General features: G+C 64.6%; 16 protein-coding genes. 14 read left to right on the top strand and 2 right to left on the bottom strand.

The features are described 5' to 3' along the window. Window positions 1–8: 8 nt before the first annotated feature. The 7 genes from AC0Z2B_RS11360 to AC0Z2B_RS11330 all read left to right on the top strand — a co-directional run bounded on the left by AC0Z2B_RS11360 (window position 9) and on the right by AC0Z2B_RS11330 (window position 7,181). Window positions 9–812, top strand: coding sequence for an aspartate dehydrogenase (locus AC0Z2B_RS11360; RefSeq protein WP_476296710.1), 804 nt, complete (start codon window positions 9–11; stop codon window positions 810–812). A gap of 9 nt (window positions 813–821) precedes the next feature. Next, window positions 822–2,303, top strand: coding sequence for an aldehyde dehydrogenase (locus AC0Z2B_RS11355; RefSeq protein WP_476296708.1), 1,482 nt, complete (start codon window positions 822–824; stop codon window positions 2,301–2,303). 11 nt (window positions 2,304–2,314) lie between these two features. Further along, window positions 2,315–3,292, top strand: a complete 978-nt coding sequence (locus AC0Z2B_RS11350; RefSeq protein WP_476296707.1) for a VOC family protein — start codon at window positions 2,315–2,317, stop codon at window positions 3,290–3,292. 30 nt (window positions 3,293–3,322) lie between these two features. Further along, window positions 3,323–3,550, top strand: a complete 228-nt coding sequence (locus AC0Z2B_RS11345; RefSeq protein ID WP_476296705.1) for a recombinase-like helix-turn-helix domain-containing protein — start codon at window positions 3,323–3,325, stop codon at window positions 3,548–3,550. Between the two features lie 20 nt (window positions 3,551–3,570). Next, window positions 3,571–4,602: a Rieske 2Fe-2S domain-containing protein gene (locus AC0Z2B_RS11340; protein WP_476296703.1), complete on the top strand. Its 1,032-nt coding sequence runs from the start codon at window positions 3,571–3,573 to the stop codon at window positions 4,600–4,602. A 20-nt stretch (window positions 4,603–4,622) separates the two neighbouring features. Further along, entirely contained in the window at window positions 4,623–5,582 is a 960-nt protein-coding gene (locus AC0Z2B_RS11335; RefSeq protein WP_476296701.1) for a PDR/VanB family oxidoreductase, read from the top strand. Window positions 5,583–5,951: 369 nt separating this feature from the next. After that, window positions 5,952–7,181 (top strand): hypothetical protein, encoded by a 1,230-nt coding sequence (locus AC0Z2B_RS11330; RefSeq protein ID WP_476296700.1) that lies wholly within the window; start codon window positions 5,952–5,954, stop codon window positions 7,179–7,181. Between the two features lie 672 nt (window positions 7,182–7,853). Here AC0Z2B_RS11330 and AC0Z2B_RS11325 read toward each other — a convergent pair. Beyond that, complete coding sequence (locus AC0Z2B_RS11325) at window positions 7,854–8,666, bottom strand: helix-turn-helix domain-containing protein (RefSeq protein WP_416421608.1); 813 nt, start codon at window positions 8,664–8,666, stop codon at window positions 7,854–7,856. A gap of 187 nt (window positions 8,667–8,853) precedes the next feature. Here AC0Z2B_RS11325 and AC0Z2B_RS11320 point away from each other — a divergent pair, with 187 nt between their 5' ends. The 6 genes from AC0Z2B_RS11320 (at window position 8,854) to AC0Z2B_RS11295 (ending at window position 15,382) form a co-directional block, all read left to right on the top strand. Beyond that, on the top strand, window positions 8,854–10,296 hold the full coding sequence (locus AC0Z2B_RS11320; RefSeq protein WP_476296698.1) for an alanine/glycine:cation symporter family protein: 1,443 nt from the start codon (window positions 8,854–8,856) through the stop codon (window positions 10,294–10,296). A 15-nt stretch (window positions 10,297–10,311) separates the two neighbouring features. Continuing rightward, window positions 10,312–11,034: an aspartate/glutamate racemase family protein gene (locus AC0Z2B_RS11315; RefSeq protein ID WP_476296696.1), complete on the top strand. Its 723-nt coding sequence runs from the start codon at window positions 10,312–10,314 to the stop codon at window positions 11,032–11,034. A 12-nt stretch (window positions 11,035–11,046) separates the two neighbouring features. Further along, window positions 11,047–12,051, top strand: a complete 1,005-nt coding sequence (locus AC0Z2B_RS11310) for an asparaginase (RefSeq protein ID WP_476296694.1) — start codon at window positions 11,047–11,049, stop codon at window positions 12,049–12,051. A 60-nt stretch (window positions 12,052–12,111) separates the two neighbouring features. Then, window positions 12,112–13,104 carry an AraC family transcriptional regulator gene (locus AC0Z2B_RS11305; protein ID WP_476296693.1) on the top strand — a complete coding sequence of 331 codons (993 nt, stop codon included), beginning with the start codon at window positions 12,112–12,114 and terminating at the stop codon, window positions 13,102–13,104. Between the two features lie 144 nt (window positions 13,105–13,248). Next, the gene (locus AC0Z2B_RS11300; RefSeq protein WP_476296691.1) at window positions 13,249–14,298 is read left to right on the top strand and encodes a histone deacetylase family protein; all 1,050 of its coding nucleotides are present in this window, start codon (window positions 13,249–13,251) and stop codon (window positions 14,296–14,298) included. Then, window positions 14,291–15,382, top strand: coding sequence for a polyamine ABC transporter substrate-binding protein (locus AC0Z2B_RS11295; protein ID WP_416421614.1), 1,092 nt, complete (start codon window positions 14,291–14,293; stop codon window positions 15,380–15,382). Before AC0Z2B_RS11300 ends, AC0Z2B_RS11295 begins: the two co-directional genes overlap by 8 nt. 404 nt (window positions 15,383–15,786) lie before the next feature. On the opposite strand, the gene pdxR is transcribed toward AC0Z2B_RS11295, so the two are convergent. Beyond that, window positions 15,787–17,322 carry a MocR-like pyridoxine biosynthesis transcription factor PdxR gene (gene pdxR / locus AC0Z2B_RS11290; protein ID WP_476296749.1) on the bottom strand — a complete coding sequence of 512 codons (1,536 nt, stop codon included), beginning with the start codon at window positions 17,320–17,322 and terminating at the stop codon, window positions 15,787–15,789. Window positions 17,323–17,420: 98 nt separating this feature from the next. Here pdxR and AC0Z2B_RS11285 point away from each other — a divergent pair, with 98 nt between their 5' ends. Beyond that, window positions 17,421–18,047, top strand: a complete 627-nt coding sequence (locus AC0Z2B_RS11285; protein ID WP_416421615.1) for an FMN-binding negative transcriptional regulator — start codon at window positions 17,421–17,423, stop codon at window positions 18,045–18,047. Window positions 18,048–18,050: the final 3 nt, after the last annotated feature.

Here is an 18,050-nt window from a genome sequence, read left to right as displayed (position 1 = left end):
ACCGCGCCATGCTGCATATCACCATGATCGGCTGCGGCGCCATTGGCGTCGGCGTGCTGGAGTTGCTGGAGAAGGACCCAAGCCTGTGCGTTGACTACGTCATCGCCTCGGCGGGTTCCGAAGACCTGGTGCGCCAGCGCCTGGCCAGTTTCAGCCAACCGCCGCAAGTGCTCACCGCCCTGCCCGCCGACGCCCGCCCGGACCTGCTGGTGGAGTGCGCCGGCCACCGGGCCATCGAGGAACACGTGCTGCCGGCGCTTGAGCGTGGCATCGCCTGCCTGATTGTGTCGGTGGGCGCGCTGTCGGAAGTGGGCCTGGTGGAACGCCTGGAGGCGGCCGCCGAGCGTGGGCAGACGCGCATCGAGCTGCTGCCCGGCGCCATCGGCGGCATCGATGCGCTGTCGGCCGCCAAGGTCGGCGGCTTGGACGCGGTCAATTACACCGGCCGCAAACCGGCGCGCGCCTGGAAGAACACGCCCGGCGAGCTGGCCTGCGACCTGGACACCATCACCGAAGCCACGGTGATTTTCCAGGGCAGCGCCCGCGAAGCCGCGCAGCTTTATCCGAGGAACGCCAACGTCGCCGCCACCCTGTCGCTGGCGGGCATCGGCCTGGACCGCACCCACGTAACGCTGATCGCCGATCCGTACAGCGACGAAAACGTGCACCAGTTCGAAGCCCGCGGCGCCTTCGGTGGTTTCGAGTTGAGCCTGCGCGGCAAGCCGCTGCAGGCCAACCCGAAGACCTCGGCCCTTACCGTGTACAGCGTGGTCCGCGCCCTCGGCAACCACGCCCACGCGATTTCCATCTAGGGGATGAACATGACCTTGGAACAGACCTTACCCATCTGCATCGCCGGCCAGTGGCGCCTGGGCCGTGGCGAACGCTACGCCACCCGCTACCCCGCCACCGGCGAGCCGGTGGCCTGGCTCAACGCCGCCAGCCTGGAAGACGTGGAAGACGCCGTGCGCGGCGCCCATGAAGCGTTCCTGCACAGCGGCTGGGCGCAGCGCAAACCCCATGAGCGCGCCAGCGTGCTGTACCGCATCGCCGCGCTTATTCGCGAGCGCAGCGAAGAACTGGCGCAGCTGCAACGCCAGGACAACGGCAAGCCCATCGGTGAAACCCGCGCGCTGGTGGCCAGCGCCGCCGGCACGTTCCAGTTCTTCGCAGCGGCCTGCGAAACCCTGGAAGAAACCATCACGCCGTCGCGCGGCGACTTCGTGACCATGAGCGTCTATGAGCCCATGGGCGTCGTGGCGGCGATCACGCCGTGGAACTCGCCCATCGCCAGCGAGGCGCAGAAAGTCGCGCCAGCCTTGGCAGCCGGCAACGCGGTGGTGATCAAGCCAGCGGAAATCACCCCGCTGCTGGCCCTGCAACTGGCGCGCATCTGCGAAGACGCCGGCCTGCCCAAAGGGCTGGTCAGCGTGCTGCCCGGCAAGGGTTCGCTGCTGGGTGACGCCCTCACCCAGCACCCGCTGATCAAGCGCGTGTCGTTCACCGGCGGCACCAGGACCGGCAAGCACATCGCCCACATTGCCGCCGACAAGATGATGCCGGTGTCGCTGGAACTGGGCGGCAAGTCACCGACCATCGTGCTGGATGACGCCGACCTGGACCACGCCGTGGCCGGGGTGCTGTACGGCATTTTCAGTTCGTCGGGCGAAGCCTGCATCGCCGGTTCGCGGCTGTTCGTGGCGCGCTCGCTGTATGAGCCGTTCATGGAGCGCCTGGTGGCTGGCGCGGCGAAACTGCGCCTGGGCGACCCCGCCGACGAAAACACGCAGATGGGTCCGCTGATCAGCGCCAGCCACCGCGAGTCGGTGGAACGCTACGTGGCCCTGGGCCTCGCCGAAGGTGGCAGCCTGCGCCTGGGCGGCCAGCGTCCTACCGGCGGCATCTACGACAACGGCTACTTCTTCCCGCCCACCATTCTCGAAGGCCTGACCAACAGCCAGCAGACCTGCCAGGAGGAAATCTTCGGGCCGGTATTGGTGGCGATGCCCTTCGACGACGAAGACGAACTGGTCGAGCAGGCCAACGACAGCCTGTACGCCCTGGCGGCCGGCATCTGGACCCGCGACTACAAACGCGCCTGGGCCCTGGGCCGCAAGATCCAGGCGGGCACGGTGTGGATCAACACCTACAAGCAGTTCTCCATTTCCACACCGTTCGGCGGCTGGCGCGACAGCGGCCTGGGCCGTGAAAAAGGCCGCCTGGGGATTTTGCAGTACATGGAACAGAAGAGCCTCTACTGGGGCATGAACGAACAGCCATTGGCCTGGGCCAACGGCCACTGAGAGGTAGCGTGATGAGCGTTTTAGGTATTGATGAAGTCACCTACGGCGTCGAGGACCTGGCCACCTGCGCACGCTTTTTCAGCGACTGGGGCCTGAACAAGGTCAGCGAGCAGGCCGACGAGGTGATCTTCGAAACCCTCAACGGCTGCCGCGTGGTGCTGGCGGCCATCGACAAACCCGGCCTGCCGCCCGCCATCGAAGCCGGTTCCACCGTGCGCGAAGTGGTGTGGGGCGTGGCGAACGAAGCCGACCTGGCCATGTACAGCGAGCGCATCGCCAAAGACCCGGGCTTTGTGGAAGGCAACGGCCGCATTGGCTGCACCGACCCCAACGGCCTGGCGATTCGCTTGCAGGTCACCCGCAAGCGTGAGCTGGAGATCGAATGCAGCGGCCACAACACCTGGCAGACCAAGGGCCGTATCAACAAACCAGCGCCGATCTATGAGCGCGCCACGCCGATCGAAGTGGGGCACGTGGTGTTCTTCGTCACAGACGTAAACGCCTGCGAAGCCTTCTACCACGAGCGCTTCGGCTTCCAGGCCTCGGACCGCTACCCCAACCGCGGCGCCTTCCTGCGCACCGCCGAAGAGGGCGGCCACCACGACCTGTTCATGCTGCAACTGCCCGCCCCGCGCGCCGGCTTGAACCACGTGGCCTTCACCGTGCGCGACGTGCACGAAGTGTTCGGCGGCGGCATGCACATCTCGCGCAGCGGCTGGGCCACCGAGATCGGCCCGGGCCGCCACCCGGTGTCATCAGCGTTCTTCTGGTACTTCAAGAATCCCGCCGGCGCGCTGATCGAGTACTACGCCGACGAAGACCAGCTGACCGGCGAATGGCAGCCACGGGAGTTCGAACCGGGCCCCACGGTGTTCGCCGAGTGGGCGATTGCCGGCGGCATCGACGGCAACACCCGGCGCCAGCAGCACGTGGAAGCGCCCCAGGGCAAATTCCTCACCGACAAGCCCAAGGAAAGCGGCCAGCGCTGAGCCCTATTCCCCTATTCAAAGGCCAATGACATGAACAACACCGAACCGTACCTGCAGCCCCATCAGGCGCGCAAACGCCCCAACACGCCCTTCGAAGACCTGCTGGGCGACTCCATCGAACGCGCCTACGGCAGCGGCGTCGCCGACCTGCCGGCGTTGCTGGCACACCTGAACCACGCCGGCCCACCCTGCCCGCTGACCACCGGCGAGTGGACCGAAGAAGCCTACAAGACCCTGATGGCCCGGCTGGGCGCGTAAGACGCCCGAGGTAGAAGAACATGAATATGCACGTGACCGCTGACCCTGTTGAGAACCTGCTGGCCAACGGCCTGAAAGACCTGTGGTTCCCCGTATTGCCGTCCGAACTGCTGGGCGAAAAGCCGCTGTCGGTGCGCCGCCTGGGCTACAAGATTGCCCTGTGGCGTGACAACGACGGTAAGGTTCATGCCCTGGAAGACCACTGCCCGCACCGTGGCGCACCGTTGTCCCAAGGCCCGGTGCTGGGTGACCGCCTGCAGTGCCCGTACCATGGCATCGAAGTGCGCTGCGACGGCACCGTCACCAAGGTGCCCGGTAGCCCCGGCTGCAAGCTGGAAGGCGCCCGCCCTACCCGTATGTTCCACACCCGCGAGGCCGCTGGCGCGATTTTCCTGTTCAACGCCACCGACCCGCACCTGGACACGCCGCCGGCGCTGGTGCTGCCCGAGCAGCTGACCTCGCCCGAGTGGAGCAGCTTCCTCTGCTACACCGAGTGGAAAGGCGACTACCGCTATGTGCTCGACAACGTCATGGACCCGATGCACGGCACCTACCTGCACAAGATGTCCCACTCCATGAGCGAAGGCGAAGCCACCGCCAAGTTCGTCACCCGTGACACCGACCAGGGCTTCTTCTTCGAGAAGGAAGGCCAGCGCGGCGTCAACTTCGACTGGACTGAATTCCTCGACAACGGCTGCCACTGGCTGCGCCTGGAAATTCCTTACCCGAAAACCGGCGGCCCGGGCGGCAACTTCACCATCATCGGTAGCTACACCCCCAGCAGCCGCGCGCTGGCTGCGGTGTTCCACTGGCGCGCCCGCCCGCTCACCGGCTGGCAGCGCGACACCTGGCGCTTCCTCTACAAGAACCGCCTGGAAGCTCGCCACTGGGCCGTGCTGGAACAGGACCGCGTGCTGCTGGAGTTCATGGAGCCGGACGCCAACCAGCGCGAAAACCTTTACCAGCACGACCTGGGCGTGGTGCGCCTGCGCCGCTACCTGAAGAGCCAGGCCAAGGCGCAACTCGAGCTGATCGAAGCCAAGCAACTGTAAGCGCGCCGGGGAGCCCAAGCATGTCCGTTAACCACACCATCAACGCGCTGGTACACACCCTGCGCTACGAAGCCGAAGGCATTATCAGCGTCGAACTGCGCCCGTGGGGCGACACCGTGTTCGCGCCGTTCGAAGCCGGCTCGCACATTGACCTGCACCTGCCCAACGGCCTGGTGCGCAGCTACTCCCTGCTGAACGCGCCCAGCGACCAGGGCCGCTACGTGGTCGGCATCCTGCGCGACCGCAACAGCCGCGGCGGCTCGGAATACGTGCACGCGCAATTGCGCGTGGGCATGCAGCTGAAGATCTCGCAGCCGCGCAATAACTTCGCCCTGGACCTGAACGCGAAACACAGCGTGCTGGTGGCCGGCGGCATCGGCATCACCCCGATCTACTGCATGTTCCGCCAGCTGCTGGCCTTGGGTAAGTCGGCGCAGCTGATCTACTGCGCGCGCTCACGCCAGGAGGCGGCGCTGGTCGAATCGCTGGGCGGCCTGGACGCCAAGGTGGTTTACCACTTCAACGACGAGAAAGGCGTGCCGCCGGACCTGGCCCACTACCTGGCGGGCCAGCCAGCGGACACGCACTTCTACTGCTGCGGGCCGACGCCGATGCTGAATGCCTTTGAAAGCACCTGCGAAAGCCTGGGTTATCCACATGCGCACATCGAACGCTTCGCGGCGGTAGAAGTTGCACCGAGCGAGGAAGCGCAAAGCAGCTACAGCGTGGAACTCAGCAAGTCGGGCAAAACATTGAATGTAGAGCCTGGGTTGAACTTGCTTGATGTATTGCTGGAAGCGGGCTGTGACATTGATTACAGCTGCCGCGAGGGTGTGTGTGGTTCCTGTGAAACCAAAGTTGTGGAAGGTGATGTTGATCACCGTGATGGTGTACTGACAAAGGCAGAACGCGCGGCCAACAAGTCGATGATGGTGTGTGTATCGGGCTGCAAGAGTCGACGGTTGATATTGGATATATAACTTCCTGGAGCCGGCGAATATGCCGGCTTTTTTATGAACGTAGCCCAGCGCCCCATATTGAGGTGGCCGTGCACTAAGGAAGCACACCGCTGTTACCGGGCTATCGCGGTGTTTCAAGGGCGGCACAAAACAACCTGTTTTATATATAAAGCATTGAATTAGCTGGCTTTATTTAGCCCAGACCATAATTAAATCACTGGCACACTTCCTGCTAAATCCATCGTGGGTTCACACATAACACAGCGTTCCATCCTTAAAACAGTGGGCCCTGTCACTCAATGATTCAACACCGCGCTCGCCCATTCGAGCCACGGAAAACTGTTGCCCATTGTTTTTAACCGCAGCAACTTTGCAGGGTTGGGGATAGCAATGAAAAAGTCTGTGATTGGCCTGGGTTTGATTATCAGCAGTTGTGCTGCATTGGCCGCCGAACCCGGCCCGGCTGCACCCGATGTACCCAGTGACGTTAAAAAACCGTTCCCGCATATCGCCTGGCGCAGTGACGATGGCGACAGCAGCCTGGACATCGGCGGTGCGCTGCGCACCAACTACCGCGACGAGCACTGGAAGACTACCGAGAACAACGGGCGCTTCCTGTTCGACACCTTCCGCCTCGACGTAAAGGCCACTTATAAACAGGCGTATGGCGATGTGGGCTATTGGTTCCAGGACGATGGCAAGCATTCGGTGGACCACGGTTTCGTTGGCTACAAATTCACCAGCAACTCCACCCTGCAACTGGGCGCGCCGTTCAAGCCGTTCGGCCTGGAACCTTATCCACAGTTCGGCTGGAGCTACCACATCCCCTTCTTCATGGGTTACGGGGTAAGCGCCGGCACCGGCCTGAAGTACAGCTACAAGGACAAGGATTGGGATCTGCAGCTGGGCTATTTCCCGCGCATGTTGCCGTCCGATATCCGCTATTCGCCGGAAATCGGCCGCTATGCCGACTTGAAGGACAACGCGGTGGCCATCACCCAGTCGCGCCAGGACAACGAGAAGCGCAACCAGGTCAACGCCCGGGTTGCACGCACCTTCCGCGGCAGTGACTGGAGCAGCGAGATCGGCGCCTCGCTGGCCGCCTCGCAGCTGTACAACGCCACCACCGACGACAACGGCAGCTACTGGGCCGCCGGTGTACACGCCATCTTCAACAGCGGGCCGTGGACCGTGACAGGCCAGGGCATCCGCTACGAATACGATCCCAAGAACCCCACCGGCGTCAGCAATGACTCGGTGCTGATGGGCGGCAACGGCCTGACGCCTGCGTACCTGATCGCGGCCAAGGCCACCCTCGCCTCGCTCAACGTGGGTTATGACATCTATACGCCAAGCCTTGGGCAGTTGAAGAAGATCAAGCTGTACAACGACTACAGCCGCATGATGAAAGACAAGAGCGGCTGGGACGACTCGCAGATGTTCACCGTGGGCGCGCAGTTCATCGCCATGCCGATCATGGCGTGGGTGGACTTCACCTGGGCGAAGAACGCCAACCCGTTCGGAGGGGCGGAGAACGGCACGGGGTGGACCAGCACGTCATCGAGCGGGAGCAACCAGTGGTATTACCGCACCAACGTGAACATTGGGTATTACTTTTAATGTAGAGCAGCCCGCGGAAGCCCTTTGTAGCAGCAACTGTCTTCGCGGAGACACTGCGGTCGTCGCTGTAGTCGCTGCCGCAGGCTGCGCAACCCTTCACCTCGCTGAAGATCTCCAGTGCACTCAGGGGCCAGCGCAGCCTGCCGGCAGCGGCTACGCGAAACCCTGCGCACAACCCGCTGTAGCAGCGGCCCCAGGCTGCGCAACCCTTCACCTCGCTGAAGATCTCCAGTGCACTCAGGGGCCAGCGCAGCCTGGCGGCAGCGGCTACGCGAAACCCTGCGCACAACCCGCTGTAGCAGCGGCCCCAGGCCGCGTCCCGGGGCAACACAGGACTGCCACCGGACGCAGCCTTCGGCAGCTGCTACGTGTCTCTGTAGCCACTGCCGCAGGCTGCGCAACCCTTCACCTCGCTGAAGATCTCCAGTGCACTCAGGGGCCAGCGCAGCCTGGCGGCAGCGGCTACGCGAAACCCTGCGCACAACCCCGCTGTAGCAGCGGCCCCAGGCCGCGTCCCGCGGCAACACAGGACTGCCGCCGGACGCAGCCTGGCGGCAGCGGCTACGCGAAACCCTGCGCACAACCCCGCTGTAGTAGCGGCCCCAGGCCGCGTCCCGGGGCAACACAGGACTGCCGCCGGACGCAGCCTTCGGAGCTGCTACGGGGGCATGCTCACCCGATCTGGAACAACCCATCCACCACCTGCGTCTGCGCCAGGCGTTCGCGCAGGTCGGTGTCGATCTCGGGGTCGTCGGGCTTGTACAAGCGCACGCGGCGGTAGGCGTCGACGCGGTTGATGTCCTTGCCCAGGAATTCCCACACCACCCGCGTGCACGCCGGGGCGCGGTGGTCGGCGGAGGACACGCCGATCTTCAGGCCATTGAGGCGCTTGATGCGCGCCTTGTAGCTGGGGATGAGCACCGTCTGGCAGATTTCATTCGAGGTCAGCGATTCGTAATCGACGAAGAACAGCCGGTTTTGCAGGCTATAGGCCACCCCCAGGTAACGGTAGCGCTCGTATTCTTCACCCTTGATACCCGGCGTTTGCAGACGTTCGCTGCGCTCATAGGTATAGTGCCCGCCCTCTTCGTGCACGTGTACCAGCGAGCACAGGATGTGCCCCGGAACCGACATCGAGTGGTAGTACTCGTAGTAATAGCCCAGGTGGGCGGCCAGGTCCGGGGATGAACGCTGGCGCAGATGCTCCAGGGCCCGTTGCGGCCCGGTCATTTCCGGCTGTTCCACGGTGTGGCGGTGACGCACGCCGATCAAACGCGTGAATTGCTCGGCCGGCAGGCCGATCTCGTATTCCTCGACCCCGAAAAAGTCGCAGATGCGCTTGAGGTTGTAGGGCGTCGGCAGGCTCTGGCCACTCAGGTATTTGTTGAACTGCGCACGGTTGATGTCCAGCCGCCGACACACCTCGGCAATGGACGGATAGTGCCGACACAGCAACTGCAGGTTCGCCGGGAGATATTCACGCATGTGCAGCTCGTCGATATGGCGCCAAGGAGCGCGAAGGTAGCATCAAGTAGCGTCATTTTCCATCAACCCGCGAAATTGCTCCGCACGGGTCAATCGCCAACCATTTGCGCCCCGGTAACTGGGTGCGGCGTGTTGCACCCGGACCAGTCAAATTCGCCATCAAAAAAAAAACAGCGAGGATTACTCCATGCTTGAAGTCATCAACGACTTCCTCTCGGGCAAAGTACTGATCGTGCTTATTGTCGGCCTCGGCAGCTATTTCACGATCCGCTCGCGTTTCGTCCAGCTTCGACACTTCTTCCACATGTTCGCGGTGTTCCGTGACAGCCTCAAGAGCAGCTCGGACCAGCTGAGTTCGTTTCAGGCGCTGATGCTCAGCCTGGCTGGCCGCGTGGGCGCGGGCAACATCGCCGGCGTCGGCATTGCGGTGACCCTGGGTGGCCCTGGCGCCGTGTTCTGGATGTGGGTCACCGCGCTGGTGGGCATGTCCAGCAGCTTCTTCGAGTGCACCCTGGGTCAGCTGTACAAACGTTGCGACTCCGAGGGCCAGTTCCGCGGCGGTCCTTCGTATTACATCCAGCACGGCCTGGGCAAGCGCAAGCTGGGCATGCTGATGGCCATCCTGCTGCTGGTAACCTTCGGCTTCGCCTTCAACGGCCTGCAATCGCACGCCGTGACCCACTCGCTGAACAACGCCTTCGGCCTCGACGTGCACAAGACCGGCATCGCCCTGGCCGTGCTGCTGGGCCTGGTGTTCGTGGGCGGCATCAAGCGCATCGCCAAGGTGGCGGACCTGCTGGTACCGGTGAAGACCCTGGTGTACATCGGCGTGACCCTGTACGTGATCGGCCTGCAGTTCGAACACGTGCCAGCCATGCTGGAAACCATCGTCAAGAGCGCCTTCGGCCTTGACCAGGCCTTCGGTGGCCTGGTGGGCAGCGCCATTGTGATGGGTGTGAAGCGCGGCGTATTCGCCAACGAAGCCGGCCTGGGCAGCGCCCCGAACGTGGCCGCCGTGGCCCAGGTCGAGCACCCGGTTGCCCAGGGTGTGGTCCAGGCGTTCAGCGTGTTCCTGGACACCTTCGTGATCTGCACCTGCACCGCCCTGCTGATCCTGCTGTCGGGCTTCTACACCCCGGGCTTCGAAGGTGACGGCATTGCCCTGACCCAGAACTCGCTGGCCGCCGTGGTCGGTGACTGGGGCCGCATGTTCATCAGCGTGGCCCTGGCGCTGTTCGTGTTCACCTCGATCCTCTACAACTACTACCTGGGCGAGAACAGCCTGCGCTTCCTGGTCGGTGAAAACCGCAAGGCGCTGATCGGCTACCGTGCACTGGTACTGGCGCTGATCGTGTGGGGCGCGGTCGAAGACCTGAGCACCGTGTTCGCCTTCGCCGACATCACCATGACCATGCTGGCGTTCGTCAATCTGATCGCCCTGGCCATGCTGTTCAACATCGGCCTGCGCCTGCTGGCGGACTACGATGCCCAGCGCAAGGCCGGCATCAAGACCCCGGTGTTCGACGCCAGCCAGTTCCCGGACCTGGACATCGACGCCAAGTCGTGGCCAGCCGTGGCTGCCGGCACCGAAGCCGACAAGGCTGTGAACCTGGCCCAGGCACAACGCTAAATGGCCGGGGCATTCATGCCCACCCACCTGGCCCCGGGCGACTATGTCGCCCGGCCCAGGCTCGGGATCATCACCGGCTCTGGGCCAGAAGCCGGGATGGACATGTGGGCCAAGCTGCTGGAAGAAAACCGTCGCCGCCTGGGCCAGGCGTTTCGCGGCGACCTCGATGCCCCCGCGGTGTCGATCATCTCCGACCCCGAACTGGGGTTGTCCATGGAATTGCAGAAGACCGAACAGCAAGTGTGGAACGCCCTGCGCCAGGACGTCCTGGCCCTGGACGGCACCGTCGCTGCCTTCGCCATTGCCTGTAATACCTTGAACCTATTTGCCGAGCGCATTCGCGAGCTGAACCTGCGTAGTGTGTTCGTCTCGTTCTGCGACGTGCTCGAACACTACCTGCGCAGCCGCGGCCTGACCCGCGTGTGCCTGCTGGGCGCACGCCCGGTGGCCGAGCTGGGCGAGTGGTCGCCGTACCGCTCGCTGCGCCAGCACGTGGCGTTCGAACCGGTGCAGGCCCAGGCCTTGCATCAACTGATCTACGACATCAAGGCGCTGGGGCCCAAGCACCCCGAGCTGCGACCGCGTTTCGCCCGGCTGCTGGACAGCATCGAGTCGGACACGGTGTTGCTGGCGTGCACCGAGCTGCCCCTGATCGCCGATATCGACACCGACAAGCAACTGGTCGATGTCACCCAGCTGGTGGCCGAAGCCATGCTCGACCACAGCCTCATTCGCTAGGAGACCGGGCACATGAATTCGCCCCATGCAGTACCCGCCCGTCAAGTGATGGTGCTCTACACCGGTGGCACCATCGGCATGCAGGCCACGGCCAACGGCCTGGCACCTGCCTCGGGCTTCGAACAGCGCCTGCGCGAGCAACTGGCCGGCCACCCCGAGCTGGCCATCCCGGCCTGGCGCTTCCGCGAGCTGCTGCCGCTGATCGACAGCGCCAACATGACCCCCGACTACTGGCAGCGCCTGCGTGAAGCCGTGGTCCAGGCCGTGGAAGCGGATGGCTGCGACGCGGTACTGGTGCTGCATGGCACCGACACCCTGGCCTACAGCGCGGCGGCCATGAGCTTCCAGCTGCTGGGCCTGCCGGCGCCCGTGGTGTTCACCGGCTCCATGCTGCCCGCCGGTGTGCCGGACAGCGACGCCTGGGAAAACATCAACGGCGCCCTGCTGGCCCTGGGCCAGGGCCTGCCAGCCGGCGTGCAGCTGTACTTCCACGGCGAGCTGCTGGCGCCGACCCGCTGCGCGAAAATCCGCAGCTTTGGCCGCAACCCTTTCGCCGCCCTCAAGCGCCGTGGTGGCGTGGCCACGGCCGGGCAACTGCCAGCAGCCTTGGGCTACAACCAGCCCAAGGCCCTAGCCAAGGTAGCGGTGCTGCCACTGTTCCCCGGCTTCGGCGCCGAACCCTTGAACGCAGTGCTGGCCAGCGGCGTGCAGGGCGTGGTGCTGGAGTGCTACGGCAGCGGCACCGGCCCGTGCGATAACCCAGGCTTCATTACCGCGCTGCAGGCTGCCCAGGCCAGCGGCGTGGTCATCGTGGCCGTGACCCAGTGCCATGAAGGCGGCGTGGAGTTCGACGTCTACGAGGCCGGCAGCGGCCTACGCACCGCCGGCGTGCTGGCCGGTGGCGGCATGACCCGCGAAGCGGCGTTCGGCAAGCTGCATGCGTTGCTGGGCGCTGGCCTGCCGGTGGCCGAGGTGCGCCGCCTGGTGGAGCTGGATCTGTGCGGTGAGTTGGCCTAACCGGTAACGAGAGGCACGCTCCTTGCTCGGTATCCGCCAGGTTCCCGTCGGATATCGAGCATGCTGCATTCCCACCTCACCACCCTCAACGCAGTTTCCCTGGTGCTCAACACCTTCAAATCCGAAGGTTTGACCAGTGAGGCGCTGTTGGCCGGCAGCGGCATCAGCCCCGCCGACCTGAGCCGCGCCGACCCACGCATCACCACCAGCCAGGAAATGCAGGTATGCGCCAACGCCGTGGCCCTGCGCGAGGAAATCGGCCTGGAGCTGGGCCGGCGCATGCACGTTTCCGCCTACGGCATGCTCGGCTACGCGCTGCTGTCCAGTGCCACTTTCGGTGACGCCCTGCGCCTGGCACTGCAATATCCGGCACTGCTGGGAACACTTTTCCACCTGCAACTCAAGGACGATGGCGAACGCATCTGGTTCAGCGCCAGCCATTACACCGACAGCCCCGCCCTGGCGGTGTTCAACGCCGAGCTGTGCATGACCTCGCTGAAGGTGATCTGCGACGACCTGCTGGGCCACCCCCTGCCCTTGCTGGCCGCGCGCTTTGCCCATGCCGCCCCCCGCTACCACCACGGCTATGCCGAGACCTTCGATTGCCCGATGCACTTCGAGGCCTGCGACCATGCCTTTGCCTTCGACAAGGCCTGGCTGGACCAGCCACTGCCCCTGGCCGACCCGGTCACCCACCGCGCCATGGCCGAGCGCTGCCGCGTGCAGAACCTGGAGTTCACCGGCCGCCAGGCCTGGCTGGGGCGCATTCGCCAACTGCTTGAAGCACAGCTGGCCGATGCACCCGGGCTGGACGGCCTGGCGCGGCAGATGAACTGCTCGGCGCGCACCCTGCGCCGCCACCTCAGCGACGTGGGCAGCAGCTACCAGGACCTGCTCGACCAACTGCGCTTCGAACGCGCCAAGCATCTGCTGGCCGACAAGCAGCTCCCCATCTACCGCATTGCCGAGACCCTGGGCTTCAGCGAAACCGCCAGTTTCCGCCACGCCTTCGTACGCTGGAGCGGCGTGGCGCCAAGCCATTTCCGCGCCTGATTGGTGCGCTTTGCGTCAAACGGGGGCGAAATCCGGTCAGCACGCTTGGCCATATCGATCCCCTTTTGGCCGTTCCCGACGTTCCCGATTCGCCGCTGGCACATCAAGAATGGAGCCCTGATTCAGCCACCGGAGAATAAGAAAATGCTGACGATTTATTCGGACGACCACCACCTGCACCACGGCCGCTGCGAGCTGATCGACGGGCAACTGATGCCCTGCTTCGAGATGCCCTCGCGCGCCGACCACGTGCTGCAGCGGGTCAAGGACCGTGAGCTGGGCCCGGTGCAGGCACCCAAGGACTTTGGCCGCGCGCCCATCGAGCGCATTCACGACAAGGGCTACCTGGACTTCTTCCAGGGTGCCTGGCAGCGCTGGGTCGAGCTGGGCCGCGAGGACGACATCATGCCGTTCACCTGGCCGGCCCGTACCCTGCGCGCCATCAAGCCCACCACCCTGCTGGGCGAGCTGGGCTACTACTCCTTCGACGGCGGCGCGCCGATCACCGCCGGCACCTGGCAAGCCGCCTACAGCGCCGCCCAGGTCGCCCTGACCGCCCAGGCTGCCATGCAAGCCGGCGCCTACAGCGCCTTCGCCCTGTGCCGGCCACCAGGGCACCACGCTGCCAGCGACGTGATGGGCGGCTACTGCTACCTGAACAACGCCGCCATCGCCGCCCAGGCCTTCCTCGACCAGGGCCACCAGCGCGTGGCGATCCTGGATGTCGACTACCACCACGGCAACGGCACCCAGGCCATTTTCTACCCGCGCAGCGACGTGTTCTTCGCCTCGATCCACGGCCACCCTGAGTTCGAATTCCCGTTCTTCCTGGGTTATGCCGATGAAGTGGGCGAAGGCGCCGGCGAAGGTTTCAACGTCAACTACCCCTTGCCCGCCGGCAGCGCCTGGGACGTCTGGGGCGCGGCCCTGGATGCCTCCTGCCAGCGCATCGACGACTACGCGCCGGACGTGATCATCGTGTCCCTGGGCGTGGATACCTTCAAGGATGACCCCATCTCGCAGTTCAAGCTGGACAGCCCCGACTACCTGAACATGGGCCGCCGTATCGCCGCCTTGGGCAAGCCGACGCTGTTCGTGATGGAAGGCGGCTATGCCGTGGAAGAGATCGGCATCAACGCCGTGAACGTGCTGGAAGGTTTCGAACGCGCCCTCAAGGAACGCCAACATGCATAAGTTCAAGCAAGCCCTGTGCGCCCTGGCCTTGGCCTGTGGTGCAGCCCACGCCGACGAACCGCGCACCCTGAAGGTGTACAACTGGTTCGACTACATCACCCCGCAGACGCTGGTGGACTTCCAGAAGGACGACAACGTCAAGCTGGTGTACGACATCTTCGACACCAACGAGGCTCTGGAAGCCAAGCTGCTGACCGGCAATTCCGGCTACGACGTGGTGGTGCCCTCCAACGTGTTCCTGGCCAAGCAGATCGAGGCAGGGGTATTCCAGCCGCTGGACCGCAGCAAGCTGACCAACTTCGAGCACCTGGACCCCAAGCTGATGAAGCTGCTGGAGCTCAATGACCCGGGCAACAAGTACGCGGTGCCCTACATGTACGGCACCATCCTGATCGGCTTCAACCCGGCCAAGGTCAAGCAGGTGCTGGGCGACAACGCCCCGGTGGACAGCTGGGACCTGCTGTTCAACGAAGACAACATCAAGAAGCTCAAGCAGTGCGGCGTAGCCATGCTCGACTCGCCCTCGGAGATTCTGCCGCTGGCCTTGCAGCACTTGGGCCTGGACCCCAACTCCAGCAACCCGGCCGACTACAAGAAGGCCGAGGCGCTGATGATGAAGATCCGCCCGTACATCACCTATTTCCACTCGTCCAAGTACATGGCTGACATCGCCAATGGCGACATCTGCGTCGCCGTGGGCTACTCGGGCAGCTTCTCCCAGGCTGCCAACCGCGCCCGCGATGCCAAGAACGGCGTGGTGGTGGACATGCGCCTGCCCAAGGAAGGCGCGCCGATCTGGTTCGACATGCTGGCCATCCCCAAGGGCGCGGCCAATCCAGAGGATGCGCATAAATTCATCAACTACCTGCTGCAGCCCCAGGTGATTGCGCCGATCAGCGACTTCGTCGGCTACCCCAACCCCAACAAGGACGCCACCGCCAAGGTGTCGGAGGCCATCCGCACCAACCCGAACCTGTACCCCACTGACGAGATGATGGCCAAGCTGTATACGCTCAAGCCATTGCCCCACGACGCGGAACGGGCACGCACACGAGCATGGACCAAAATCAAGTCGGGCACCTGACCCCACCCCCCGTAGCAGCTGCCGCAGGCGGCGTCCGGCCATGACGCGCAATAACTGCCAACACCGCGGCGCCTGGGACGCGGCCCAAGGCCGCTGCTACGCAAGCAAGCCCCCGTAGCAGCTGCCGCAGGCGGCGTCCGGCCGCGACGCGCAATGACTTCCAACACCGCGGCGCCTGGGACGCGGCCCAAGGCCGCTGCTACGCAAGCAAACCCCCGTAGCAGCTGCCGCAGGCGGCGTCCGGCCGCGACGCGCAATAACTGCCAACACCGCGGCGCCTGGGACGCGGCCCAGGGCCGCTGCTACGCAAGCAAGCTCCGTAGCAGCTGCCGCAGGCGGCGTCCGGCCGCGACGCGCAATGACTTCCAACACCGCGGCGCCTGGGACGCGGCCCAGGGCCGCTGCTACGGGGCCCAGGCTTGGCGTAAACGGGATAGGGCGGTCACGGTGGCCGCCTCATCCACCGCCGCAAACCCCAGCACCAGCCCCGCCCGGTTATCCACAGGACCGGTCGAATCTTCCAGCCAGTAATGGCTCAAGGCGTTCACCTCCACCCCCACCGCTTCCGCTTGCGCCACCAACTCCTGCTCCCGCGCCAGCGTATCCACCGGAATGGTCAGGTGCAGGCCGGCGGAGACGCTCGGCAGCGGACCGATGCCGGGGATATCCACAGGCCAGTTGTTCAGCAACGCGTCCCTGCGCGCCAGCGCCGCGCGGCGCATGCGGCGGATGTGGCGCTGGAAGTGGCCGTCGGCAATGAACCGGGCCATGACCTGCTGGGTGCCAATTTCCGAGTGCCGCAGCGTTACCCCGCGCTTGCGCGAGAAAGCATCCACCAGCGCTGGCGGCACCACCAGGTAACCCAGGCGCAACGCCGGGAAGGCGACCTTGCCGAAGGTGCCCACGTAGAGCACGCGGCCACTGCGGTCCAGCGCTGCCAACGGCGCCAGCGGGGCGCCGCTGTAGCGGTACTCGCCGTCGTAGTCGTCCTCGACGATCCAGCCCTGCGTACGTTCGGCCCACTCCAGCAGGGCCAGGCGCCGCGCCAGGCTGAGGGTTACCCCCGTGGGATATTGGTGCGCGGGGGTGACATAGGCCATGCGGCAGCCCTCGATGCCATCCAGCGCCGAGCACACTAGGCCCTCCTGATCGACCGCCACGCCGGCCAACCTGGCACCGGCGGTGGCGAAGGCATGCCCGGCGGCCCGGTAGCCTGGATTTTCGATGGCAACGGTGTCGCCAGCGTTCACCAGCAACTGTGCACAAAGTGCTATGGCCTCCTGTGCACCGGTGGTGATCAGAATTTGTTCAGCGCTGCAGTTCAGGCCGCGCGAACTGCGCAGGTAGGCGGCTATCAGCCCACGCAGCGTGAGGTCACCGGCCGGATCACCGTAGCCCAGCAACTCGGGGTCGGGTGCGCGCCAGAAAGCCGCGTAAAGCTTGGCCCACGTGGCAAACGGGAACAGGTCGAACGCTGGTACGCCTACCCGAAACGCTCGTGGCGGCCCGCTGCGCAGGGGCGACAAATGGTGTTCATCCAACAGCTTTACGGCCTCACTGTGGATAACTTTACTGGATGAAAAGCCAGTATTTTCAAGCGATTTTGTGGATAACCCTGTGGATATACCCCGGTATAACCCTGTGGACAATTTTGTGGATAGTTTTTCTGGCGGATGGTCCAACACCGCCACGTAGGTGCCGTCCCCTACCCTGCCCTGCAGGTAGCCCTCGGCGTACAACTGGTCGTAGGCACGTACCACGGTGTTGCGTGACACCCCCAGGGCATTGGCCAGGTCGCGGGTAGCAGGCATGCGCGTGCCGCTGGCCAGGCGGCCATCCAGCACCCGTTCGCGCAGGGCCTGGTACAGCCCGCGGCTGAGCCCACGGGTCGCGTCCAGATGGATGCCGGCCGGGTCGAAAGGCAACGCTGGGGAGGTGATTGGCACGCTAATGGTCCTATGAAAATGACAGGTAATGGATCTTACAAAGGTCCAATCCACTGCCTAGGATAGGCACACACGCCGAGGATTTTCGAGCAATGTATCTACCCGCCGCTTTCCATGACCAGGACATCGAGCGTCTGCAGCAGCAGATGCAGGACTGCCGCCTGGCGATCGTTGTCACCCACGGCGACAGCGGCCTGCAGGCCAGCCACGTGCCGTTGCTGCTGGACCGTGCCGCCGGCCCGTTCGGCACCCTGCGCGGGCACCTGGCCCGGGCCAACCCGCAATGGCAGGACCTGGCCAATGGCAGCGAAGCGCTGGTGATATTCAGCGGTGCCGATGCCTATGTCAGCCCGAACTTCTACCCCAGCAAGGCCGAGCACGGCAAAGCGGTGCCGACCTGGAATTTCCTGGCGGTGCATGCCACTGGCACGGCCGAGGTGTTCAGCGACGCCGAGCGCCTGCGCGCGCTGGTCAGCCAACTCACTGACCGCCACGAGGCGGGCCAGGCCAAGCCCTGGGCCGTGAATGACGCCCCCGCCGATTACCTGCAAAGCATGCTCAAGGCCATCGTCGGCTTCGAGCTGCCCATCAGCCGCCTGGAAGGCAAGCGCAAGCTCAGCCAGAACCGCAGCGCCGAGGACATCGCCGGCGTGCGCCAGGGCCTTGCGGCCAGCATCGATCCCCTGGACAACGCCGTTGCCCAGCTCATGAGTGAATAAGGA

It is taken from the genome of Pseudomonas sp. GYB4201, from assembly GCF_056312595.1.
This window is presented reverse-complemented; position numbering and strand designations above follow the sequence as displayed.